Origin of the sequence: Streptomyces aurantiaciflavus, assembly GCF_049808595.1 — a bacterium.
Classification (GTDB): Bacteria; Actinomycetota; Actinomycetes; order Streptomycetales; family Streptomycetaceae; genus Streptomyces.
In genome coordinates, this window is the sequence record NZ_JBNCAQ010000026.1 from 65,129 (window position 1) to 87,694 (window position 22,566).

19 protein-coding genes are annotated in these 22,566 nt (G+C 71.6%); 10 read left to right on the forward strand and 9 right to left on the reverse strand.

Annotation, left to right across the window (positions count from 1 at the left end; genetic code table 11):
* Genes hisB through hisD form a run of 3 tightly spaced genes read right to left on the reverse strand, consistent with a single transcriptional unit; the run spans nucleotide 1 to nucleotide 3,031 of the window.
* The gene (hisB, locus tag ACPT94_RS28260) at nucleotides 1-603 is read right to left on the reverse strand and encodes an imidazoleglycerol-phosphate dehydratase HisB (RefSeq protein WP_360346104.1); all 603 of its coding nucleotides are present in this window, start codon (nucleotides 601-603) and stop codon (nucleotides 1-3) included.
* Nucleotides 600-1,709: a histidinol-phosphate transaminase gene (locus ACPT94_RS28265; RefSeq protein ID WP_425247135.1), complete on the reverse strand. Its 1,110-nt coding sequence runs from the start codon at nucleotides 1,707-1,709 to the stop codon at nucleotides 600-602. Before ACPT94_RS28265 ends, hisB begins: the two co-directional genes overlap by 4 nt.
* On the reverse strand, nucleotides 1,706-3,031 hold the full coding sequence (hisD, locus tag ACPT94_RS28270; protein WP_425247136.1) for a histidinol dehydrogenase: 1,326 nt from the start codon (nucleotides 3,029-3,031) through the stop codon (nucleotides 1,706-1,708). Before hisD ends, ACPT94_RS28265 begins: the two co-directional genes overlap by 4 nt.
* A gap of 198 nt (nucleotides 3,032-3,229) precedes the next feature.
* Between hisD and ACPT94_RS28275 the strand changes: the two genes are divergently transcribed.
* From ACPT94_RS28275 to ybaK, 4 genes are all read left to right on the forward strand, one after another.
* Nucleotides 3,230-4,807: an oxidoreductase gene (locus tag ACPT94_RS28275; RefSeq protein WP_360346098.1), complete on the forward strand. Its 1,578-nt coding sequence runs from the start codon at nucleotides 3,230-3,232 to the stop codon at nucleotides 4,805-4,807.
* 156 nt (nucleotides 4,808-4,963) lie between these two features.
* Nucleotides 4,964-6,022, forward strand: a complete 1,059-nt coding sequence (locus ACPT94_RS28280; protein ID WP_425247137.1) for a hypothetical protein — start codon at nucleotides 4,964-4,966, stop codon at nucleotides 6,020-6,022.
* Nucleotides 6,023-6,033: 11 nt separating this feature from the next.
* A complete protein-coding gene (locus tag ACPT94_RS28285; RefSeq protein WP_360346094.1) occupies nucleotides 6,034-6,774 on the forward strand; it encodes an LON peptidase substrate-binding domain-containing protein in 741 nt (246 codons plus the stop codon).
* 28 nt (nucleotides 6,775-6,802) lie between these two features.
* A complete protein-coding gene (ybaK, locus tag ACPT94_RS28290; RefSeq protein WP_360346092.1) occupies nucleotides 6,803-7,306 on the forward strand; it encodes a Cys-tRNA(Pro) deacylase in 504 nt (167 codons plus the stop codon).
* Nucleotides 7,307-7,479: 173 nt separating this feature from the next.
* Here the strand turns inward: ybaK and ACPT94_RS28295 are convergent, their stop codons facing one another.
* The 4 genes from ACPT94_RS28295 to ACPT94_RS28310 all read right to left on the reverse strand — a co-directional run bounded on the left by ACPT94_RS28295 (nucleotide 7,480) and on the right by ACPT94_RS28310 (nucleotide 11,441).
* A complete protein-coding gene (locus ACPT94_RS28295; RefSeq protein ID WP_425247138.1) occupies nucleotides 7,480-8,196 on the reverse strand; it encodes a hypothetical protein in 717 nt (238 codons plus the stop codon).
* Nucleotides 8,197-8,230: 34 nt separating this feature from the next.
* Nucleotides 8,231-9,055, reverse strand: coding sequence for an ABC transporter permease (locus tag ACPT94_RS28300; RefSeq protein ID WP_360346088.1), 825 nt, complete (start codon nucleotides 9,053-9,055; stop codon nucleotides 8,231-8,233).
* Nucleotides 9,056-9,137: 82 nt separating this feature from the next.
* Nucleotides 9,138-10,112 carry an ABC transporter ATP-binding protein gene (locus ACPT94_RS28305; RefSeq protein WP_360346086.1) on the reverse strand — a complete coding sequence of 325 codons (975 nt, stop codon included), beginning with the start codon at nucleotides 10,110-10,112 and terminating at the stop codon, nucleotides 9,138-9,140.
* 108 nt (nucleotides 10,113-10,220) lie between these two features.
* Nucleotides 10,221-11,441, reverse strand: a complete 1,221-nt coding sequence (locus ACPT94_RS28310; RefSeq protein ID WP_360346084.1) for an NYN domain-containing protein — start codon at nucleotides 11,439-11,441, stop codon at nucleotides 10,221-10,223.
* A 225-nt stretch (nucleotides 11,442-11,666) separates the two neighbouring features.
* On the opposite strand from ACPT94_RS28310, the gene ACPT94_RS28315 reads away from it, so the two are divergent.
* The gene (locus ACPT94_RS28315; RefSeq protein WP_360346082.1) at nucleotides 11,667-11,834 is read left to right on the forward strand and encodes a hypothetical protein; all 168 of its coding nucleotides are present in this window, start codon (nucleotides 11,667-11,669) and stop codon (nucleotides 11,832-11,834) included.
* A gap of 85 nt (nucleotides 11,835-11,919) precedes the next feature.
* Here ACPT94_RS28315 and dnaE read toward each other — a convergent pair whose 3' ends face one another.
* Nucleotides 11,920-15,459, reverse strand: a complete 3,540-nt coding sequence (dnaE, locus tag ACPT94_RS28320; RefSeq protein ID WP_360346080.1) for a DNA polymerase III subunit alpha — start codon at nucleotides 15,457-15,459, stop codon at nucleotides 11,920-11,922.
* A gap of 258 nt (nucleotides 15,460-15,717) precedes the next feature.
* Between dnaE and ACPT94_RS28325 the strand changes: the two genes are divergently transcribed.
* From ACPT94_RS28325 to ACPT94_RS28340, 4 genes are all read left to right on the forward strand, one after another.
* Nucleotides 15,718-17,067, forward strand: coding sequence for a DUF2252 domain-containing protein (locus tag ACPT94_RS28325; RefSeq protein ID WP_425247139.1), 1,350 nt, complete (start codon nucleotides 15,718-15,720; stop codon nucleotides 17,065-17,067).
* A gap of 196 nt (nucleotides 17,068-17,263) precedes the next feature.
* Nucleotides 17,264-17,962, forward strand: a complete 699-nt coding sequence (locus tag ACPT94_RS28330; protein WP_425247140.1) for a hypothetical protein — start codon at nucleotides 17,264-17,266, stop codon at nucleotides 17,960-17,962.
* A gap of 100 nt (nucleotides 17,963-18,062) precedes the next feature.
* Nucleotides 18,063-18,875, forward strand: coding sequence for a thioredoxin domain-containing protein (locus ACPT94_RS28335; protein WP_360346074.1), 813 nt, complete (start codon nucleotides 18,063-18,065; stop codon nucleotides 18,873-18,875).
* Nucleotides 18,876-18,988: 113 nt separating this feature from the next.
* On the forward strand, nucleotides 18,989-20,671 hold the full coding sequence (locus tag ACPT94_RS28340) for an alkaline phosphatase D family protein (protein WP_425247141.1): 1,683 nt from the start codon (nucleotides 18,989-18,991) through the stop codon (nucleotides 20,669-20,671).
* A gap of 33 nt (nucleotides 20,672-20,704) precedes the next feature.
* Here the strand turns inward: ACPT94_RS28340 and ACPT94_RS28345 are convergent, their stop codons facing one another.
* Entirely contained in the window at nucleotides 20,705-21,274 is a 570-nt protein-coding gene (locus ACPT94_RS28345; RefSeq protein ID WP_360346070.1) for a dienelactone hydrolase family protein, read from the reverse strand.
* Nucleotides 21,275-21,396: 122 nt separating this feature from the next.
* On the opposite strand from ACPT94_RS28345, the gene ACPT94_RS28350 reads away from it, so the two are divergent.
* The coding region (locus ACPT94_RS28350) for a mechanosensitive ion channel family protein (RefSeq protein WP_425247142.1) at nucleotides 21,397-22,566 on the forward strand (1,170 nt) is incomplete at its 3' end.

Consider the following 22,566-nt stretch of genomic DNA (forward strand, 5'->3'; position numbering starts at 1 on the left):
TTACAGCGCGCCCTTCGTGGAGGGGAGGATGCCCGCCGCGCGCGGGTCGCGCTCGGACGCGTAGCGCAGGGCCCGGGCCAGCGCCTTGAACTGGCACTCCACGATGTGGTGCGCGTTGCGCCCGTAGGGCACGTGCACGTGCAGCGCGATCTGGGCCTGGGCGACGAAGGACTCCAGGATGTGCCGGGTCATCGTGGTGTCGTACTCGCCGATCATCGGCGCCATCTTCTCGGGCTCGGTGTGCACGAGGTACGGGCGGCCGGACAGGTCGACGGTGACCTGGGCGAGGGACTCGTCCAGCGGGACCGTGCAGTTGCCGAAGCGGTAGATCCCCACCTTGTCGCCGAGGGCCTGCTTGAAGGCGGCGCCCAGCGCGAGGGCGGTGTCCTCGATGGTGTGGTGGGAGTCGATGTGCAGATCGCCGTCGGTCTTCACGGTCAGGTCGAACAGACCGTGCCGGCCGAGCTGGTCGAGCATGTGGTCGTAGAAGCCGACACCGGTCGCGATGTCGGTCTTCCCGGTGCCGTCGAGGTCGATCTCGACCAGGACGGACGTCTCCTTGGTCGTACGCTCGACCCTTCCCAGGCGCCCTGCGCGAGTCATGAACTCTGCTCCTTCTTGATCTCACGGACCGCGTCGAGGAACGCGTCGTTCTCTTCCGGGGTGCCGGCGGTGACCCGCAGCCACCCCGGAACGCCGTTGTCCCGGACCAGGACGCCCCGGTCGAGGATCTTCTGCCAGACCGCGTGGGCGTCGTCGAACCGCCCGAACTGCACGAAGTTGGCGTCCGAGGCCGTCACCTCGTAGCCGAGCGCCAGCAGTTCGCCCACCAGCCGGTCGCGCTCCGTCTTCAGCTGCTCGACGTACTTCAGCAGTGTGCCGGTGTGCTCCAGCGCGGCCAGGGCGGTCGCCTGTGTGACGGCGGAGAGGTGGTAGGGCAGCCGGACGAGCTGGACGGCGTCCACCACGGCCGGGTGGGCGGCGAGGTAGCCGAGGCGCAGTCCGGCCGCGCCGAAGGCCTTCGACATCGTCCGCGAGACGACGAGGTTCGGCCGGCCTTCGAGCAGCGGCAGCAGCGAGTCGCCGTGGCTGAACTCGATGTACGCCTCGTCGACGATCACCATCGACGGTTTGGCGGCCTGCGCCGCCTCGTACAGCGCGAGGACCGTCTCGGCCGGGACCGCGGTGCCGGTGGGGTTGTTGGGGGTGGTGATGAAGACGACGTCGGGCCGGTTCTCGGCGATCGCCGTCTCGGCCGCCGCCAGGTCGATGGTGAAGTCCTCGTTGCGCGGCCCGGAGATCCATCCCGTGCCGGTGCCGCGCGCGATGAGGCCGTGCATCGAGTACGACGGCTCGAAGCCGATCGCCGTACGGCCCGGCCCGCCGAAGGTCTGCAGCAGCTGCTGGATGACCTCGTTGGAGCCGTTCGCCGCCCACACGTTGGCCGGGCCGACCTCGTGACCGGAGGTGTCCGTCAGGTACTGGGCCAGCCGCGTGCGCAGCTCGACCGCGTCCCGGTCCGGGTAGCGGTTGAGGTTCCGGGCCGCCTCGCGCACCCGCTCGGCGATCCGCTCGACCAGCGGTTCGGGCAGCGGGTAGGGGTTCTCGTTGGTGTTCAGCCGTACGGGGACGTCCAGCTGGGGCGCGCCGTAGGGGGACTTGCCGCGCAGCTCGTCCCGTACGGGGAGATCGTCGATTCCGAAGTTCACTTGCTCGTCGGTACCTTCCACCCGAACCGTGCCTTGATCGCCGCGCCGTGCGCGGGCAGGTCCTCCGCCTCCGCCAGCGTCACCACGTGGTGCGCGACGTCGGCCAGCGCGTCCTGCGTGTAGTCGACGATGTGGATGCCGCGCAGGAAGGACTGGACGGACAGCCCGGAGGAGTGGCAGGCGCAGCCGCCGGTGGGCAGGACGTGGTTGGACCCGGCCGCGTAGTCGCCGAGGGAGACCGGCGCCCAGGGCCCGATGAAGATCGCGCCCGCGTTGCGCACCCGGTCGGCCACGGCGGCCGCGTCCGCGGTCTGGATCTCCAGGTGCTCGGCGCCGTACGCGTCGACCACCCTGAGGCCCTCGTCGATGCCGTCGACGAGGACGATCGCGGACTGCTTGCCCTTCAGCGCCGGGACGATCCGGTCCTCGATGTGCTTGGTGGCCGCGACCTGCGGCTCCAGCTCCTTCTCGACCGCGTCCGCGAGCTCCACGGAGTCCGTGACCAGGACGGCGGCGGCCAGCGGGTCGTGCTCGGCCTGGCTGATCAGGTCGGAGGCGACGTGCACCGGGTCGGCGGTGGAGTCGGCCAGGACCGCGATCTCGGTCGGGCCGGCCTCGGCGTCGATGCCGATCTTGCCGGTGAAGTAGCGCTTGGCGGCGGCGACCCAGATGTTGCCGGGGCCGGTGACCATGTTGGCGGGCGCGCAGGACTCGGTGCCGTACGCGAACATCGCGACGGCGGTGGCGCCGCCTGCCGCGTACACCTCGTCGACGCCGAGCAGCGCGCAGGCGGCGAGGATCGTGGGGTGCGGCAGGCCGCCGAACTCGGCCTGGGCCGGGGAGGCGAGCGCGACGGACTCGACGCCGGCCTCCTGCGCCGGCACGACGTTCATGACGACGGAGGACGGGTAGACCGACCGGCCACCGGGCGCGTACAGCCCGACCCGCTCGACCGGAACCCACTTCTCGGTCACGGAACCGCCGGGCACGACCTGCGTCGTGTGGGTCGTACGGCGCTGTTCGCGGTGGACGAGACGGGCGCGGCGGATGGACTCCTCCAGCGCCGCGCGCACGGCCGGGTCGAGCTCCTCGAGCGCCTTGGCCAGGGCCTCGGCCGGGACCCGCACCCGGTCCAGCCGGACGCCGTCGAACCTCTCGGCGAAGTCGATCAGCGCCGCGTCGCCCCGATGATGCACGGCCTCGCAGATCGGACGCACCTTCTCCAGGGCGGCCTGAACGTCGAAGTCGGCTCGGGGCAGCAGGTCGCGCAGGGCGGGACCCTCGGGAAGGGCGTCGCCGCGCAGATCGATTCGGGAGATCACGACGTCAATTCTCTCAGACCGGCCTCGGACGTCGTCGGCACGTATCAATGGCTGATACAGAACGTGGCGCGATCCGGAGGATGAGGGTGGCCCGGCGGGTGCCCTCCCGGAAGGCACGGCATGAACAGCGTTCGGGGCGTCACTCAGCGGGCATGAACGGCTGTACGAGACACCTGGGTCGGAGGAGGAACGAGCAGCGTGACGGAGGGGGCCGGGATCGACGCCGGGGACCTGCCGGACGACCTGACCGCGGCGGAGGCCGGTATGTGGCAGGCCTTCCGCAACGGCACCGTGTACGACCTGAGCAGCGGTGACACGGTCGTCGACGATCCGCACGGCGGGCATCCGTGGGGCGAGGCGCGGACCGTGCGGGCGCGGATCCTTGCCTGGCTGCTGCTGGACGGCCCGCCCGCGCTCGCGGGCCGGGTCTCCTCGCTCAAGCTGGTCGGCGTGCAGATCAGCGGCAGCCTCGACCTCGCGGGCGGCACGGTGGTGCCGTACGTGGAGCTGAAGCGCTGCCGGTTCGAGCAGGACGTGCTGCTGCCGGAGGCGCGAGTGACGACCCTGCGGATGGTGGACTGCTCGGTGCCGCGGCTGGAGGCGGCCCGGCTGCAGACGGAGGGCGATCTGCATCTGCCCCGCTGCCGCTTCCACAACGGCGTCCGGCTCACCGACGCGCACATCGGCACGGACCTGTTGCTCAACATGGCGGTCGTCTACCGGGACCGCACCGGCCGCTCGGTCTCCGCCGACGGTCTGACCGTCGGCCAGGACCTCCAGGCGGAGCTGCTCGAGTCGCACGGCGAGCTGAGGCTGCGCAGCGCCAAGATCGGCGTGTCGCTGAGTCTGCGCGGGGCCCGGCTGGCCAACCCGTACACCCGGTTCGCGCTCAACGCACCCCAGCTGACGGTGGAGCGCTCCCTGTACCTGACCCCGGCCGGTGTCGGGGGCCAGACGCCGTACGGCACGACGCCCGCGCGCGGGACGCGCGTCCAGCGCTTCGAGTGCCGGGGCGGGGTGCGGCTCGACGACGGGCGGTTCGGGGACGCCGTCGACCTGGAGCGGGCCCGGTTCGCCCTCACCGACGAGCAGGAGCTGTCGCTGCGCCGGGTGCAGACGCCCGAGCTGCGTTTCCTCGGGGAGAAGCCGCAGCGCGGCAAGGTGGTCCTGTCGGGGGCGCGGGTGGTCAACCTGGTGGACCGCGCGAGCGCCTGGCCGGGCCCCGGCAATCTGCACATGGGCGGCTTCACGTACGAGAATCTGGTCCCGCAGGGCCCGTTCCCGCTGGCGGAGCGGCTGGAGTGGGTGGCCGCCGCTACCGCCGAGTACAACCCGGAGCCGTACGAGCGGCTGGCGGCCGTGCTGCGGGCGGGCGGGGAGGACGAGGACGCCCGGGAGGTGCTGCTCGCCAAGCAGCGACGGCGCCGCGAGACCCTGCCGCCGGCCGGGAAGTTCTGGGGGTACGCGCAGGACTGGACGGTCGCCTACGGGTACCGGCCGGGCCGGGCCGCGGTGTGGATGGCGGTGCTGTGGGCGGCGAGTTCCCTGGCCTTCGCGCGCGCCGACCATCCGCCGGTCAGCCGTGAGGGGCATCCGCCCTGGAACCCGGCGCTGTTCGCCCTCGACCTGCTGCTGCCCGTGATCGACCTGGGCCAGGCCGGCCAGTGGCGGCTGCACGGCGGCTGGCAGTGGCTGCAGGCGGCGATGATCCTGCTGGGCTGGATCCTGGCGACGACGGTGGCGGCCGGGACGACGCGGTTGCTGCGGCGAAACTGAACCGGACCTTCCGGGCGGCGGCGGGGCCGCTCGACCCGTCGACAGTTGAGGGAGGCTCACGTTTTACCGGTCCTTGACCCGGCGGCGTACAACTTTCCTCAGGTTTGCCTCACCCCCTGGCGCATGGCCGACCGGCGGCTTTTCAATGGCAAAACCATGGCTCTGCTGCCCCCCTTCATCCGTGCCTCCCGGACGGCCGTGTCCCGGCGTGCGCGGAACGCCGCCCCCCACCTCGTCGCAGGGCTCCCGGCCGACGACGAGGTGCTCCTCGACGTGCCCGACGACCGGCTCGGACCCGCGCTGGTCGCGGCCGGGCGGGGCACGTACCAGGCCGCCGCCGCGCTGCTGGCCGGCACCCGCGAGCGGGCCGAGTGGGAGTACCGGGACCGGTACGTGACGCGCCTGGCCTCCTTCGCGGGCTCGCGCCCGGAGTGGTTCGAGGAGTGGCGCGCCGCCGCCCCGCGCGACCCGGACGTGCTGCTGGTCGCCGCCCATCTCGCCGTGGACCGCGCCTGGCGGTCGCCCGCCCGGGCCGAGCTGCTGCGCGAGGTCAGCCCGCTGATCACGGCGGCCGCGCAGAGCGACGTCCGCGACCCGGTGCCGTGGCGGATCGCCCTGGACCACGCGCGCGGGTCGAACGCCGGGCACAAGTACTTCGAGGAGCTGTGGGCGGCCGCGATCCGCCGCGCCCCGCACCACTACGGCTGCCATGTGGCCGCCAAGCGCTACCTGGCCGAGTCGTGGCACGGCTCCCACCGCGAGTGCTTCGACTTCGCCGACCGGGCCGCGCAGGACGCCCCGGCGGGCTCCCTGGTGCAGGCGCTGCCGGTGCGGGCGGCGTTCGCCTACCTCACCGACGGCTGCGGGCCCGAGGTGCCCCGCGAGCGCCTCGACGCCGCCGCCGACCGGGCCGTCGAGCTCTCCGCCCGCTTCCCCGGGTCCGATCCGTGGCCCGCCGAGATCCGCAACCTGCTGACGTACGTCCTGGTGCGCCTCGGCCGCCGCGAGGAGGCCCTCGTCCAGCTGCGCCTGATCGGCCCGTACGCCACGTCCTTCCCCTGGGGCCGGCTCTCGGACGACCCGCTCGGGCACTTCCTGGCGGTGCGTGAGGCCGTGCTCTCGGGACCGTCCGGACAGCCCCCGTCCCTGCCCGGGCAGCCCCCGTCGCGTCCGCTGAACGGGCACGGGGAACGTTCGTACCCCGCGGGCCACTAGGCTTCTGCGACGTGACCACCGTCCGGCTGCCGCTCTTCCCACTGAACTCGGTGTTGTTCCCGGGGCTAGTGCTCCCGCTCAACGTCTTCGAGGAGCGCTATCGCGCCCTGATGCGCGATCTGCTGAAGACCCCCGAGGAGGAACCGCGCCGGTTCGCCGTCGTGGCGATCCGCGACGGCCACGAGGTGGCGCCCAGCGCACCCGGCATGCCCGACCCGACGGCGCTGCCCCAGCTGGGTCCGGCGGCCGGCTTCGGCGACGAGCCGCTCAAGGCGTTCCACGGGATCGGGTGTGTCGCCGACGCGGCGACGATCCGGGAGCGGGCCGACGGCACCTTCGAGGTGCTGGCGACCGGCACGACCCGGGTACGGCTGCTGTCGGTGGACGCCTCCGGGGCGTTCCTGACGGCGGAGCTGCAGGAGCTGCCGGAGGACCCGGGGGACGAGGCGGGCGCGCTCGCGGAGGGCGTGCTGCGGGCCTTCCGCCAGTACCAGAAGCGGCTCGCGGGCGCCCGGGAGCGGTCCCTGGCGACCGGCGCCGACCTGCCGGACGAGCCGTCCGTGGTGTCGTACCTGGTGGCGGCCGCGATGATGCTCGACACCCCGACCAAGCAGCGGCTGCTGCAGGCCCCGGACACCGCCTCGCGCCTGCGCGACGAACTGAAACTGCTGCGCGCGGAGACGGCCATCCTCCGTAGCCTGCCCTCGCTGCCCGCGGCGGAACTCACGCGCGGGCCGACCAGTCTCAACTGACGTCACCGAGAAGGCGCGAACAGGGAACATGGCGAAGAAGCCGAAGAAGCAACAGCAGTCCGGGGGCACGCCGGCGACGGTGGCCCTGACGGCGGCGGGCGTGGACTTCACGGTCCACGCCTACGACCACGACCCGAGCCACCCCTCCTACGGGGAGGAGGCGGCCGAGGCGATGGGCGTCTCCCCGGATCGGGTCTTCAAGACCCTCGTCGCGGACGTCGACGGCACCCTGACCGTGGCGGTGGTCCCGGTCGCGGGCTCCCTGGACCTGAAGGCCCTGGCGGCGGCCGTCGGCGGCAAACGCGCGGCCATGGCGGACCCGGCGCTCGCAGAACGCACCACGGGCTACGTCCGGGGCGGCATCTCCCCGCTGGGCCAGCGCAAGAAACTCCCGACGGTCCTCGACGACTCGGCGGAGGCCCACGCCACCATCTGCGTCTCGGCGGGCCGCCGCGGCCTGGAGGTCGAACTGACCCCCATCGACCTCGCCAAGCTCACGGAGGCGACCCTGGCGCCCATCGGGCGTGCGTGACCTGCGCCGAGGGCCGGCTCACGTGACCTTCCGGCGTCGCACCGTGCGTCACCGGGGGCACCGATCGGCAGGGGCGCCACCTAGGTGCCGCGGACGGCGATCGAGCGCATGGACCAGCCTCGCCCGCGACCCCGGCGCACCGGCCGGCGCCCGGTGCGCCGAGTCCGCGCGTCCTACGCCGGCGGCCCTTCGTGCGGCTTTCCGTAGGGCCCCGGCCGGCCGTAGCCGCCGTACCCCGCCGGGCCGTGCGGTCCGAACACCTCCGGGTCCCGTGGTCCGAACAGGGCCGTGAGCCCCAGGTGGACCAGCAGGGCGGACAGGGGCCAGGCCAGGAGTGTGCCCTTGGCGCTCAGCTTCAGGGGGGCCGAGAAGGTCACGTTCTTGCCCGCCGCCTTGGCCTGGGCGAGGACGTCGTGGGAGGGGCCGAGCCAGAGGCCGAGGCGCCAGGCCAGAAGGGAGCCGAGCAGGCCGCCGAGGGCCAGGGCCACGACCAGCGGCACGCCTCCGCGGCGCCGCCAGGCGAACACCGCCAGCCCGCTCACGGCGCCGCAGGCCAGGGCGAGAAGAGTGAACGTTCCGTCGACGCCGATCGCCTGCTCGCCCTCGGTGTCCTTGAGGTAGACGACCCAGCTGCCGTCCACCACGTCCCCGACCAGCGGCACGCGCGGCGCGAGCCACACCCACAGCAGCCCGAGCAGCGCCCCGGCGACCGTGACCAGCACGGTGATCACGGCGGCTTCCCGCAGCTCGGCCTTCATCCCGGGTCCGTCCTGTCCGTGTCCGGCGTCGTGGGGCGCGGCCACACCCGCGTACCCGCCCGGCGCCGGCGGCCAGGCGCCGTGCGGGGACGGTTCGTGCGGGGGCGGAGGGGGAGTCAGCGGTGCGGTCACCCTGACATCGTGCCAGGTACGCCTGTGCGGCGCGTCATCGGACGGCGGCCCGACGGTATGCCCAGGTGGCGACGGCCAGCGAGACGACGCCGACGCCCGCGCACACCGCGAGGTCCCCGAGGACGAACGCCCAGTCGGGGTTCGCCCGGAAGGTCCGCGCGAAGGCCTCGACGCCGTACGTCGACGGCAGCAGGTCGCGGGCGAGGCGCACGGGCTCCGGCATCCGGTCGGGCGGCAGCACGCCCAGGAGCAGCGCCGCGGACATGCCCAGCTGGCCGAGGACGGTGGCCAGCTCGGGCCGGGGCGCGAGCAGCCCGAAGGCCGCGCCGAGCCCGGACAGCGCGGCGCCCGCCAGCGGGATCACCGCCGCGAGCACCCACAGGTGGGTCAGCGGCAGCCCGAACAGCACGCATCCGAAGACGGCGGTCACCAGGGTCCCCGGCACGGTGAAGGAGGCGTACGCGCCCGCCGCGCCGAGCACCACGGCGGCGGGCGGCACCGGCAGCGTCGCGTAGTGGTCGAGCCCCCCGCTCGCCCGCAGCTGCCCGAAGTACTGCGCGAGCAGGTTCAGCGCGACGAAGGCGACGACGAGGACGGCCGAGCCGGCCACGACGGCCTCCGCCTCGCGTCCGCCGTCCACGACCCCGCGCATCATGATCAGGATGCCGACCGACTGGAAGGTCGCCACGAACAGCAGCGGGATGCGCGCCACGCGCGCGCGGGACAGCTGCGCCCGGTACACGGCCACGAGCGACGGCCACAGCCGCGCTCGCGGCCCCAGCTCGGCCGCCTCGCGGGACGGCTGCTCGTCCACGGCCAGGGCGCTGCCCGGCAGAACCTCCGCGGGTACGACACTCACGTCGCGCTGCTCCCCTTCTCGGACTTCTCGGCGTGCACTCCGGCAGTCGCCCTTTCGGGTACGGATGCGGTGGCTGTCCTGCTCACGCCCTCACCAATCCCTGCCGCGCGGCGCCGCCCAGCGCCAGGTACACGTCCTCCAGGCTGGGCGTCGCGAGGGTGAAGTCGTCGAGGGCGGCGAAGGCGGCGCCGCCGGTGACGGTGGCGACGACCGCGCGGGCCTCCTCGGGGGCGAGCCGCAGCGTCCAGCGGCGCCCGGACTCCACGGCCCGCTCGCGCAGTGCGGTCACCTCGGGAACCTCCAGCGGCGCCCGCTCCCGCCACACCAGCTCCACCCGCACCTCGCCCGCGACCTGCTCCTTGAGCCCGGCGGGGGTGTCGCAGGCGATGACCCGGCCCTTGTCGAGGACGGCGACCCGGTCGAGGACGGTCTCGGCCTCGATGACGTTGTGGGTGACGAGCAGGACGGTCGTCCCGCGCTCGGCGCGCCGCCGGTCCACGGCCGACCACACCGCCCGCCGGGCGACGGGGTCCATCCCGGTGGTCGGCTCGTCCAGCACCAGCAGCGGCCGCTCCCCCACCAGCGCGGTCGCGAAACAGGCCAGCCGCCGCTGCCCGCCGGACAGCTTCCGCAGCGGCCGCCCGGCGATGGGGGTGAGCCCGAGCTCGTCGAGCACGGCGTCCCGCTCCTGGCGCGCCTGCGCTACGTCGAGGCCGCGCAGGCGTCCGGTGGTCTCGGCGGCGAGGGAGACGGTGAGTTCGTCGAGGGCGGTGGACTCCTGGCCGAGGTAGGCGAGGAGGCGCGCGGCCCGCTCGGGGTGGCGCACGATGTCGTGCCCGAGGATCTCCACGCTGCCCGTGTCGGGCCGCATCAGCCCGGTCACCTGGCGGACGAGGCTGGTCTTGCCGGCCCCGTTCGGCCCGAGCAGTCCGAAGATCTCACCGCGCCGGACGTCCAGCCGTACGTCGTCCGTGGCGCGGACCTCGGGGGCCGCGGGGGTGCCGCGCCGGCCGCGTACCGCCGGATAGGTCTTGGTCAGACCGCGCACGGCACACACGACCTCGTCCCTGTGCCGTATTGCCGGTGCCGCGCGCGTACTCACAAGGGACGAGACTACGGGGTCGGCGCCCCCCGCTCGCGGTCGGGGGCGCTCCGAGTGCCCGGTTCAGTCCCCCGCCGGGGCGTGCTCGGCGGCCGTCCGTACGTCGATCTCCCGCCAGAACCCCGCCCGGATGGCGTAGCGGTCGTGCTCGTCGATCTGGTCGTCCTTGTGGGCGAGCAGTCCGAAGCGGGCCGCGTACCGCAGCAGCTCGCCGTCGATGCGGTGCGGGATGCGCGGATACATGCCCGACAGCTTCTGCAGGTGGCTCTGGTCGCCGAGACGCTCCATCCACCGGCGTGCGAAGACCTGCCCCACCTCGTAGGGGTCGCCGCCGACGGTGGTGATGTCCTCCTCACGGTCGGCCCACCGCTGCTCCGCCGTGGTGAGCTGGGCGAGGGTGGGCATCGAGGCGGCCTCGGCGGGCTCGGCGGCGACACCGGGGCGGTCGACCCAGCCCTTGTCGGAGGACCAGCGCAGGGTGGCGGTCGCGGGGTGCTGGACGGCCTGGGCGCCGGGTGCGCGCAGGGCGGCGAGGTCTTTCGGGGTGGGGACGCCCTTGGCCGCGGGGACCCGCTCCTGCGGTCCGGCGCCGTCGGCCGGGGCCGCGGGGGCGTGCTCGCCCTCCTCGGTCTGCCGCTCGGCGGCGGGGGCGAGCGTGGAGTCGGGCAGCGGCGCGGAGAGGATCGCGGCGATCTCGGGCCGGGGCACGGGCGGGGGCGCGCAGACCCCGCCGAGGTCCTTGGCGCGGACGGCCTTGGTGATCCACGTACGGTCCAGGACGCGCCGCTCGTCGGCCTCGGCGACCAGGTCCTCGGACTGGTTGTAGTCGCCGTCGGCGGCCTGGACGGCCCACAGGTGGACGGCGACGCCGTGCTCCTTGGCGGCCATCATGCCGGGCAGCAGGTCGCCGTCGCCGGTGACGAGGACGACGTCGGAGCAGGCGCGGTTGCGGGCCAGTTCGGTCAGCTCGGCGTGCATGGCGGCGTCGACGCCCTTCTGCGCCCAGCGGCCGTCGCTGCGGGTCAGGGCGCCCAGGCGGACGGTGACCCGGGGCATGACGCGCAGCCTGCGGTGCTCGGGCTGGGGGACGCGGTCGGGGGCGCCGTCGAACCAGTAGATGCGCAGCAGCGGCCGTTCCGTGTCGGACTCGGCCTGTTCGCGCAGGCCCTGGACCAGAGCGGAGTGGTCGACGGTGATCCGGGACCGCGACGGCTCTCCGGCGAGGAGACTCGCGGCGGCCCCCAGCAGATACCCGGCGTCCACCAGGACGATGCAGCGGTCCACACGACTCACCCTCTTTCCGGGAGGTTTGCTTCGGGCTTGCTTCGAGTCTGCCCGACCACACAGGGGTTAACGGTCCGAACTCGATCTTCGGCGTGGCGTTTCGGCGCGGGGCCCTCCCGACCACCCCTGTCACACAGGGTAATTGTCTGAAATGCGCTGTAAGTCTGCTTATGTGAATCTGGTCCCGGCCCTGGCCCCCAGACCCCCGACAGGAGGCAGATCACCATGGCCAAGAACAAGAACCGTGACCGTAAGCAGTCGCAGTCGCAGCGCACTCCGCAGACGGCACAGCAGTCCACCATGGAGCCGCAGGACGAGCAGCAGACCACGCAGGTGACGCCCGGCGAAGTCGCCCGCGGCAAGGGACGCGGCAAGCGCTTCGGTCACAACTAGCGTCTGTGCGTCGGGCCGTTGCCGCCCATGCACGTACCGAGGGGCGCACCCGGTTCCGGGTGCGCCCCTCGCGCGTGTCGCCGCCTCAGCCCGCCAGGCAGGACGGCCCGAGCAGCACCTTCAGATCGCCGAACAGCGCCGGGTCGGGCTTCACCCGGTGCCGGTCCAGGCGCAGCACCGTCGTCTTGGTCGGACCCTGGAGCTTGATCCGGACCTCGCTGTCGCCCTTGTGATGGGTGAGGATCTCGCCGAGGCGGCTGACCATCGGCGGCGTCACCTTCACGGCCGGGATGGTCAGGATCACGGGCGCGTTGGTGCCCGCGGTGGACAGGTCCGGGACCATCAGCTCCATCGCGACCAGACGCGGCACGTCCTCACGCTTGTCCAGGCGGCCCTTGACGAACACCACGGCGTCCTCGACGAGTTGGGTCGACACCAGCTGGTAGGTCGCCGGGAAGAACATGCACTCGATGGAGCCGGCGAGGTCCTCGACGGTGGCGATCGCCCAGGCGTTGCCCTGCTTGGTCATCTTGCGCTGCAGGCCCGAGATGATGCCGCCGATGGTGACGACCGCGCCGTCCGCGTGCTCACCTCCGGTGAGCTGGGCGATGCCGGCGTCGGCCTTGTCGGAGAGCACGTGCTCCAGACCGAACAGCGGGTGGTCGGAGACGTACAGGCCGAGCATCTCGCGCTCCTGCGCGAGGAGGTACGTCTTCTCCCACTCGTCGGTCGTGAACTCGACGTCGAGGCCGAAGCCGGGCTCGCTGGTCTGCTCCTCGCCCATGCCGCCGAAGAGGTCGAACTGGCCCTCGGCCTCCTTGCGCTTGACCGCGACCACGTTGTCGATCATCGGCTCGTACTGCGCGGTGAGGCCCTTGCGGGTGTGACCCATGGAGTCGAAGGCGCCGGCCTTGATCAGTGATTCCGTGGTGCGCTTGTTGCAGACGACCGCCTCGACCTTGTCGAGGTAGTCGGGGAAGGAGGCGTACTTCCCCTTGGCCTTGCGGCACTTGATGATCGACTCGACGACGTTGGTGCCGACGTTGCGGACGGCGGAGAGGCCGAAGAGGATCACGTCGTCGCCCTGGGCGGCGAAGTTCGCCTCGGACTCGTTGACGTTCGGCGGGAGCACCTTGATGCCCATGCGGCGGCACTCGTTGAGGTAGATCGCCGACTTGTCCTTGTCGTCCTTGACGGAGGTCAGCAGCGCGGCCATGTACTCGGCGGGGTAGTTCGCCTTGAGGTACGCGGTCCAGTACGACACCAGGCCGTACGCGGCCGAGTGGGCCTTGTTGAACGCGTAGCCGGCGAACGGGACCAGCACGTCCCACAGGGCCTGGATGGCCTCGTCGCTGTAGCCGTTCTTGCGGGCGCCGGCCTGGAAGATGGTGAAGTTCTTCGCCAGCTCGTCGGGCTTCTTCTTGCCCATGACGCGGCGGAGGATGTCGGCCTCGCCGAGCGAGTAGCCGGCGATGATCTGGGCGGCCTTCTGCACCTGCTCCTGGTAGACGATCAGGCCGTAGGTGACCGCCAGGACCTCTTCGAGGGGCTCCTCCAGCTCCTTGTGGATCGGCGTGATCTCCTGCTGCTTGTTCTTGCGCAGCGCGTAGTTCGTGTGGGAGTTCATGCCCATCGGGCCCGGGCGGTACAGGGCCGACACGGCGGAGATGTCTTCGAAGTTGTCCGGCTTCATCAGGCGCAGCAGGGAGCGCATGGGGCCGCCGTCGAACTGGAAGACGCCGAGGGTGTCGCCGCGCTGGAGCAGTTCGAAGGTCTTCGGGTCGTCGAGCGGGAGGCCGAGGAGATCGATGTCGATCCCCTTGTTGGCCTTCACCATCTTGACGGCGTCGTCCATGATCGTGAGGTTGCGCAGGCCCAGGAAGTCCATCTTCAGCAGGCCGAGCGACTCACAGCTCGGGTAGTCCCACTGGGTGATGGTCACGCCGTCGGTGTGCCTCACCCAGACGGGGACGTGCTCGGTGATGGTCTCGCTGGACATGATCACGCCGGCAGCGTGCACGCCCATCTGCCGGACCAGGCCCTCCACACCGCGCGCGGTGTCGATGACCTTCTTCACGTCCGGCTCGTTCTCGTACATCGCCCGGACCTCGCCCGCCTCCGAGTAGCGGGGGTGGCTGGGGTCGGTGATGCCGGAGAGCGGGATGCCCTTGCCGAGGACGTCGGCGGGCATGGCCTTGGTGATGCGGTCGCCCATCGCGTACGGGTAGCCCAGCACGCGCGCGGAGTCCTTGATCGCGTTCTTGGCCTTGATGGTGCCGTACGTGCCGATCATGGCGACCTTGTCGGCGCCGTACTTCTCGGTCACGTACCGGATCACCTCGACGCGCCTGCGCTCGTCGAAGTCGATGTCGACGTCGGGCATCGAGATGCGCTCGGGGTTGAGGAACCGCTCGAAGATCAGACCGTGCGGGATGGGGTCGAGGTCGGTGATGCCCATGGCGTAGGCGACGATCGAGCCGGCCGCGGAGCCTCGGCCGGGGCCGACGGCGATGCCGTTGTTCTTGGCCCACATGATGAAGTCGGCGACGACGAGGAAGTAGCCGGGGAAGCCCATCGAGATGATGACGTCCATCTCGTAGTCGGCCTGCTTCTGGCGGTCCTCGGGGATGCCGCCCGGGAAGCGGCGCTCCATGCCGCGGCGGACCTCCTCCTTGAACCAGGTGACCTCGGTGTAGCCCTCCGGGATGTCGAACTTCGGCATCAGGTCGCGCTTCTCGAACATCCCGGTGGTGTCGATCTGCTCGGCGACCAGGAGCGTGTTGCGGCAGCCCTCCTGCCAGGCGTCCGAGGAGTCGATGGCGTACATCTCGTCGGTGGACTTCAGGTAGTAGCCGGTGCCGTCGAACTTGAAGCGGTCGGGGTCGGAGAGGTTCTTGCCGGTCTGGATGCACAGCAGCGCGTCGTGCGCCCCCGCCTCGTGGGCGTACGTGTAGTGCGAGTCGTTCGTCACCAGGGGCGGGATGCCGAGCTTCCTGCCGATGTCGAGGAGGCCGTCGCGGACCCGGCGCTCGATCTCGATGCCGTGGTCCATCAGCTCCAGGAAGTAGCGGTCCTTGCCGAAGATGTCCTGGTAGTCGGCGGCCGCCTTCAGGGCCTCGTCGTACTGGCCGAGGCGCAGCCGGGTCTGGAGCTCGCCGGAGGGGCAGCCGGTGGAGGCGATCAGGCCCTCCGACCACTGGGCGATGGTCTCCTTGTCCATCCGCGGCCACTTCTGGAGCCAGCCCTCGGCGTACGCGTCCGAGGAGAGGCGGAAGAGGTTGTGCAGACCCGTCGCGTTCGCCGCCCAGATCGTCTTGTGGGTGTAACCACCGGAACCGGAGACGTCGTCCCTCTTCTGGTGCGGCTGGCCCCACTGGATCTTGCGCTTGTTGCGCCGGGACTCGGGGGCGACATACGCCTCGATCCCGATGATCGGGGTGATTCCGGCCTTCTTCGCGGAGTGGAAGAAGTCGTACGCCCCGTGGAGGTTGCCGTGGTCGGACATGGCGATGTGCGTCATGCCCATCTCGTTGCAGGCGTTGAACATGTCCTTCAGCCGCGCGGCACCGTCCAGCAGCGAGTACTGGGTGTGGACGTGCAGGTGCGTGAACGGCGGCTTCGACACGGGGCGGCCTCCAAGGGGTAGATGCTGCGGCGCGAAGCGCCTCGTTGAGGGGCGGTGGTCGGGCGACGGGTGGGCAGTCGACGACAGGCGGGCGGACAGTCCGGGGGTCAGCGTCGAAGTCTATGCCTCGGCACTGACACTCGGAGGGCTCCCCCGCGTACCTTCACAGCGAGGGTCGCGGGCACTTTCGCATGCCCCCGCCCGTTGAGGACGACAGAAACGCTGTCGTACACGTCATGCACCAGGAGGCACCCCGCGATGTCGGCACCGCAGCTCAACGACGAGCCTCGCGGCGAGGAGATCCTCGCCGTCTTCGACACCGCCTTCGGCGCGCTCCTGGCCGCCGACCCGGCCGCGTTCCGCGTGAAGTTCCGGAAGATGGCGGCCTCGGCGTTCGCCTTCTACCGGGGCACGGCGTGCCTCTTCTACCACGACCTGGACGCGGCGGGCGCCGGGCGGGGCGACGCGAAAATACTGAGCGGCCCGTTCCTGGACGAGCGCACCTCGCGCGTATGGATCCACGGCGACCTGCACGCCGAGAACTTCGGCACGTACATGGACTCGCAGGGCCGCCTGATCTTCAACGTCAACGACTTCGACGAGGCGTACGTCGGCCCCTTCACCTGGGACCTCCAGCGCTTCTCCGCCTCCATCGCCCTCATCGGATACGCGAAGGCGCTCGGCGACGACCAGATCACCGACCTGGTGGAGGTGTACGCGGGCGCGTACCGCGAGCGGATCCACGCGCTGGCCACCGGCGCCAAGAGCGACGAGGTGCCACCGTTCACGCTGGACACGGCCCAGGGTCCGCTCCTGGACGCCCTGCGGGACGCCCGCTCCCTGACCCGCTTCGGGCTGCTGGACTCGATGACGGAGATCCGCGACTTCGAGCGCCGCTTCGCGCCGGGCGGCGGCTCCATCGAGCTGGACGCGGCGACGCGCTACAAGGTGCTGGCGGCCTTCGACGGCTACCTGGAGACGCTGCCGGAGACCTCCCTGGCCCGCCCGGACTCCTACCGCGTGAAGGACGTCGTCGGCCGCCGGGGCATCGGCATCGGCTCGGCCGGTCTGCCGTCGTACAACATCCTGCTGGAGGGGCACAGCGACGCCCTGGAGAACGACGTCGTGATCTACATCAAGCAGGCCCAGACCCCGGCCGTCTCCCGGCACATCACCGACCAGGCGATCCGCGACTACTTCCAGCACGAGGGGCACCGCACGGTCATCTCCCAGCGCGCCCTGCAGGCCCACGCCGACCCGTGGCTGGGCTGGACCGAGCTGGACGGCGCGGGCCAGCTGGTCGCCGAGATCTCGCCGTACGCGGTGGACCTCGACTGGGGCGACATCGACGACCCGGAGGAGATCGCGGCCGTCGTCGCCGACCTGGGCCGGGCCACGGCCACGATGCACGCGGCGGCGGACGACACCTCCGGCGAGTCCCTGGTCCCGTTCTCCACCGAGCGGGCCATCGACGCGGCCATCGCGGCCGACGAGGAGGGCTTCGCTCCCCTGCTGGTGGACTTCGCGCACGCCTACGGCGCACGCGCGCGTGCGGACCACCAGATCTTCGTCGACCTGTTCCGCAACGGCCGGATTCCGGGACTGTGACGGGGTCCTCCGGGCATCCCGAGGCCTCCCCAGGGGACGTCTGCGAGGCATCCTCGGGGACGTCTCCGGGGGATGCTCGGGGGACGTCTCCAGGGGGTCCCCGCGGGGGCGTCCCTGTGGCATCCATAACGAAAAGAGCTCTCACAGAGACCCTTTAGGGGTCTCTTACAGGAGCGCGTGACACACTTCCACCGCGATGGACATATCCGGTACCCGACTCAGAGCCGTACGCGCGGCGCTGTTCACGGCCTTCGTCGTGACGCTCAGCACCGCGTCGCACGTGCTGCTGTCGCGGGCCCCGCTGCCGCTCAACACGGTGGCCGCCGTAGCGGCCGCCGTGTTCGTCCTCGCGTACGCCCTCGCGGGCCGCGAGTGCGGCTTCGGGCGGATCGCCGCCCTGCTGATCCCGCTGGAGCTGGCGGCCGACACGATCTTCACCACCGGCCAGCACGTCTGCTACGGCCGCGCGGGCGGCCCGGTCGCCGGCCCGCTGGCCTCGGTCGGCTGGGACGTGCTGTGCGGCGACGGCACCAGCGTCGGCACCCCGCTGGCCCAGGTCACCGGCACCGACCCCGACAAGCTCGGCGGTCTCCTCGCCCATGCCGACCCGGCCACCGCCTGGCTGCTGCTCGGGGCCCATGTCTCCGTCGGCCTCGTCGCCGCCGCCTGGCTGCGCCGGGGCGAGCGGGCGCTGGCCCAGCTGCTGCGGGCGGCCGCCGCGACCACGTTCCGGCCGCTGCTGCTGGCCGTCTCCGCCGTGACCGTCCGACGCGCCCCGGCGGCCCGCCGCCTGCCGCGGCCCACACGCCGTACAGTCACCGTCCGCGACCGGATCCTCGTGCACTCCCTGGGACGGCGCGGACCGCCGCTCCGGGTCGCTCCCGCCTGCGCCTGAGACGCACAGTCGGCGCACCCTCCCCCTCACCCGAGCACGAGCAGTCCCACACACGTATCCCGCGCACATCCTGTGCGCGTCCCACATGGAGAACACCGACATGAGCAAGCGGAACAGCCAGGCGGCGAAGACGGCGGCCCGGGAGCGGCTGCGCCTCGAACGCGAGCGCCAGGCCAAGAAGGCCAAGATCAAGCGGCAGGTCATCGTCGCCTGCTCGGTGGTCGGCGTGCTGGCCGTGGCGGGCGGCATAGGCTACGCCGTCGTCCAGGCCAACAAGCCCAGCTACTGGGAAGAGGCCAAGGACGCCAAGCTGGTCAAGCCCGCCAACACCACCGGCGAGAACGGCACGACCGTCGTCATGGGCAAGCCCACCGCCAAGAAGACCCTCGTGATGTACGAGGACCCGCGCTGCCCGATCTGCGCCCAGTTCGAGCAGACCGTCGGCGCGACGGTGAAGGCGGACTACGACGCCGGCAAGTTCAAGATCCAGTTCGTCGGCGCCACCTTCCTCGACCGGAGCCTGACCGGCGAGGGTTCCAAGAACGCGCTGAGCGCCCTGGGCGCCGCCCTCAACGTCAGCCCCGAGGCGTTCCTCGAGTACAAGACCGCGCTGTACTCGGCGAAGTGGCACCCCGAGGAGTCCGACGACAAGTTCAAGGACGACAGCTACCTGATCAAGGTGGCGGACACCGTCTCCGCGCTGAAGGGCAACGCGAAGTTCCAGGACGCCGTGAAGAACGGCACCTATGACAAGTGGGCCCTGGAGATGTCCAAGACGTTCGACGACAGCGGCGTGTCGGGCACCCCGACGCTGAAGATGGACGACAAGACGCTGACCGGTTCCGACGGGAAGAACGCGCCGATGACGGTCGCCGACTTCAACACCGCGATCGAGGCGGCCCTCAAGGCCTGATCCGGCCCTGAACCCAGCCTGATTCGGGCAGGATCCGACGCCGAGTCGAAGAGCGGGCGAACTTTTGCCAGTTCGCCCGCTCTTTGTCGTACTGGTCAGTAATCTGATCGGCCGTGACCAGTCGATACAGATCAACACAGAGCGCCGACGCGCTGCCCGCCCGCGCCAACTCGCTTGCGCCGCGCCGCCGTACGGTCGTCAAGGCGGCCGCTGCCACCGCCGCGCTGGCCGGCCCGCTCGCCGCCGCGCTGCCGGCCCGGGCCGCCGAGGAGGCCCCGGCCTTCCTGCACGGTGTCGCCTCCGGCGACCCGCTGCCCGACGGCGTCCTGCTGTGGACCCGGGTGACGCCCACCGCCGGGGCGATACCGGGTTCCGGGGTCGGCCCGGACACCGAGGTCGAGTGGATCGTCGCCAAGGACAAGGCGCTGACGGCCATCGTGGCCAAGGGTTCCGTCACCGCGACCGCAGCCTCCGACCACACCGTCAAGGCCGACGTACGCGGCCTGGAGCCGGCCACCGACTACTGGTTCCGCTTCTCGGCCGGCGGGACCAACTCCCCGGTGGCGCGTACCCGCACCGCGCCGGCGGCGAACGCGTCCGTGGCGGGCCTCCGCTTCGGCGTGGTCTCCTGCGCCAACTGGGAGGCCGGCTACTTCTCCTCGTACCGCCACCTCGCCGCCCGCGGCGACCTCGACGCCTGGCTGCACCTCGGCGACTACATCTACGAGTACGGCACCGGCCAGTACGGCACGCGCGGAACCGTCGTACGGCAGCACGCGCCCACGCACGAGATCCTCACGCTCGCCGACTACCGCACCCGGCACGGCAAGTACAAGACCGACCCGGACCTGCAGGCCCTGCACACGAAGGCGCCCTGCATCGCGATCTGGGACGACCACGAGATCGCCAACGACGCCTGGTCGGGCGGCGCCGAGAACCACACCGAGGGCACGGAGGGCACCTGGGCGGCCCGTCAGGCGGCCGCCAAGCAGGCCTACTTCGAGTGGATGCCGGTCCGCCCGGCCGTCGCGGGCACCACCTACCGCCGGCTGCGCTTCGGCAAGCTCGCCGACCTGTCCCTGCTGGACCTGCGCTCCTTCCGCTCGCAGCAGGTCTCCGTCGGCGACGGCGAGGTCGACGACCCCGACCGCACCCTCACCGGCCGCGCCCAACTGGACTGGCTGAAGGCCGGGTTGAAGGCGTCCGACACCACCTGGCGGCTGGTCGGCAACTCAGTGATGATCTCGCCGTTCGCCATCGGCTCGCTCTCCGCGGACCTGCTCAAGCCGCTCGCCAAGCTCCTCGGCCTGCCCCAGGAGGGCCTCGCCCTCAACACCGACCAGTGGGACGGCTACACGGACGACCGCCGTGAACTCCTCGCCCACCTGCGCTCGAACGCCATCCGCAACACCGTCTTCCTGACCGGCGACATCCACATGGCGTGGGCCAACGACGTGCCGGTGGACGCCGGAACGTACCCGCTGTCGGCCTCGGCCGCCACAGAGTTCGTGGTCACCTCGGTGACCTCCGACAACCTCGACGACCTGGTGAAGGTCCCCGAGGGCACGGTCTCCGCGCTCGCCGCGCCGATCATCAGGGCCGCCAACCGCCACGTCCACTGGGTCGACACCGACCGGCACGGCTACGGCGTCCTGGACATCACCGCCGACCGCGCGCAGATGGACTACTACGTCCTGTCCGACCGTACGAAGGCGGACGCGACCGCGTCCTGGTCCCGCTCCTACCGCACGCGCAGCGGTACGCAGAAGGTCGAGCGGACGTACGACCCGGTGTAACCACCGCACACCGACCCCTCGACGGGGCCTCGCCTACAGGGTTTCGAGGAAGCCGAGCGCCACCCGCCAGGTGGCCTCGGCCGCCTCCTCGTCGTAGTCGGGCAGGTCGGGGTCGGTGTAGAGGTGGCCGGCCCCGGCGTACCGGTAGATCTCGACATCGGCGCCGGCTCTGCCCATCTGGAGGTACCAGGCGCTCAGCCAGTCGTCGGTCTCGAACGGGTCCGGCTCGGCGACGTGCAGTTGCACCGGCAGGTCGTCCACCGAGGCGTTCGGCGCGAGGTCGGAGGTGCCGTGCAGGAGCAGCAGGCCGCGGGCCTTGTCGTCGCCGAGGGCGAGGGTCTGCGCGATGGACGCGCCGAGCGAGAACCCGGCGTAGACGAGGCCGCGCTCCGAGTAGGGGGCGGCGGCCAGGACGGCTCTCTTCAGCAACTCGTCCTTGCCGATCTCCTCCTTGTGGGCCATGCCCTCCTCGACCGTGTCGAACGTGCGTCCCGCGAAGAGGTCCGGGGTCCACACCTCGTGCCCGGCGGCGCGCAGCCGGTCCGCCGCCGCGTGCACCGCGGGACGCAGTCCATAGGTCGAATGGAAGAGCATGATGTTCATGAGGCCATCGTGCCAGCCGGCACTGACAACGCCACACGAGCCGGAACCGACAACAGCAGACGTGTGCCTCTTCACAAAAGGCACATGTTCATGACCCCGCCAGGCCGGTTACGTTCGAAGGCATGGAGAACCTACTCCGCCCCGTGATCGTGGTCGGCGGCTCGGTCGTTCTGACCCTGCTCATCGGCTGGGCCACCGACCGGCTGCTGTGCAAGGCCGACCGGAGCCATTCCGAGACGCCCCTGTGGGGGCTGCTGCGCCGTGGCCGCATCCCCTACCAGCTCGTGCTGTGCGCGGCGATGCTGAGAGGGTCGTACGACGAGGCGGAGCTGCTGCAGGAGCACAAGGTCGGCATCGGCCGGACGCTCACGCTGGTGCTGATCGGGGCCGCCGCCTGGCTGGCGATCCGGATCGCCGCCGCGGTGGTGGAGACCACCTACAGCCGCTACGCGCGCGTCCACCGCGACGCGGCCCGGGTGCGGCGGGTGCGCACCCAGGTGTCGCTGATCATGCGGGTGGTCTCCGCGATCGTCGGCGTGGTGGCGGTGGCGGCGATGCTGCTGACGTTCCCGGCGTTCCGCGCGGCGGGCGCCTCGCTGCTGGCCTCGGCCGGCATCCTCGGCATCGTCGCCGGTGTCGCCGCCCAGTCCACGCTGAGCAACATGTTCGCCGGGTTCCAGATCGCCTTCGGCGACATGGTCCGCCTCGGCGACACCGTGGTGGTGGACGGCGAGTGGGGCACGGTCGAGGAGATCACGCTGACCTTCCTGACCGTGCGGACCTGGGACGAGCGCCGGATCACCATGCCCGTCTCGTACTTCACGTCCAAGCCGTTCGAGAACTGGTCGCGCGGCACGCCCCAGATGACCGGCATCGTCTACTGGCACGTCGACCACTCGGCGCCGCTGGACGCGATGCGCGAGAAGCTGCGCGACATCCTGCGCGAGTGCCCGGCCTGGGACGGCCGCGCCTACGGCCTCGACGTCACGGACACCACCCCGAACACCATGCAGGTCAGGGCCCTGGTGACCGCCAAGGACGCCGACGACATCTGGACGACCCGGGTGACGGTGCGCGAGCAGATGATCCGCTGGCTGTCCGAGGAGCACCCCTACGCCCTGCCCCGCGTCAACACGGCGGACGCGCTGCTGCCGCCGGGCCGCCGACCGAACGGCGCGGCGTGCCCGGGCGGCCGGGCGGGCCGGGGCGGGGCGCCCCCCCCCCCCCGCCCCGGCCCCCCCGCCCCCCCCCGGGCCCCCCGGCCCCCCGCCCCCCCGCCCGGCGCCCCCCGA

Coding starts and splice junctions, on each gene's coding strand:
- ACPT94_RS28280 (WP_425247137.1), top strand. CDS start 4,964: ATGGCTCTGCTGCCCCCCTTCATCCGTGCCTCCCGGACGGCCGTGTCC.
- ybaK (WP_360346092.1), top strand. CDS start 6,803: ATGGCGAAGAAGCCGAAGAAGCAACAGCAGTCCGGGGGCACGCCGGCG.
- ACPT94_RS28345 (WP_360346070.1), bottom strand. CDS start 21,274: ATGAACATCATGCTCTTCCATTCGACCTATGGACTGCGTCCCGCGGTG.
- ACPT94_RS28330 (WP_425247140.1), top strand. CDS start 17,264: ATGGACATATCCGGTACCCGACTCAGAGCCGTACGCGCGGCGCTGTTC.
- hisB (WP_360346104.1), bottom strand. CDS start 603: ATGACTCGCGCAGGGCGCCTGGGAAGGGTCGAGCGTACGACCAAGGAG.
- ACPT94_RS28325 (WP_425247139.1), top strand. CDS start 15,718: ATGTCGGCACCGCAGCTCAACGACGAGCCTCGCGGCGAGGAGATCCTC.
- ACPT94_RS28335 (WP_360346074.1), top strand. CDS start 18,063: ATGAGCAAGCGGAACAGCCAGGCGGCGAAGACGGCGGCCCGGGAGCGG.
- ACPT94_RS28315 (WP_360346082.1), top strand. CDS start 11,667: ATGGCCAAGAACAAGAACCGTGACCGTAAGCAGTCGCAGTCGCAGCGC.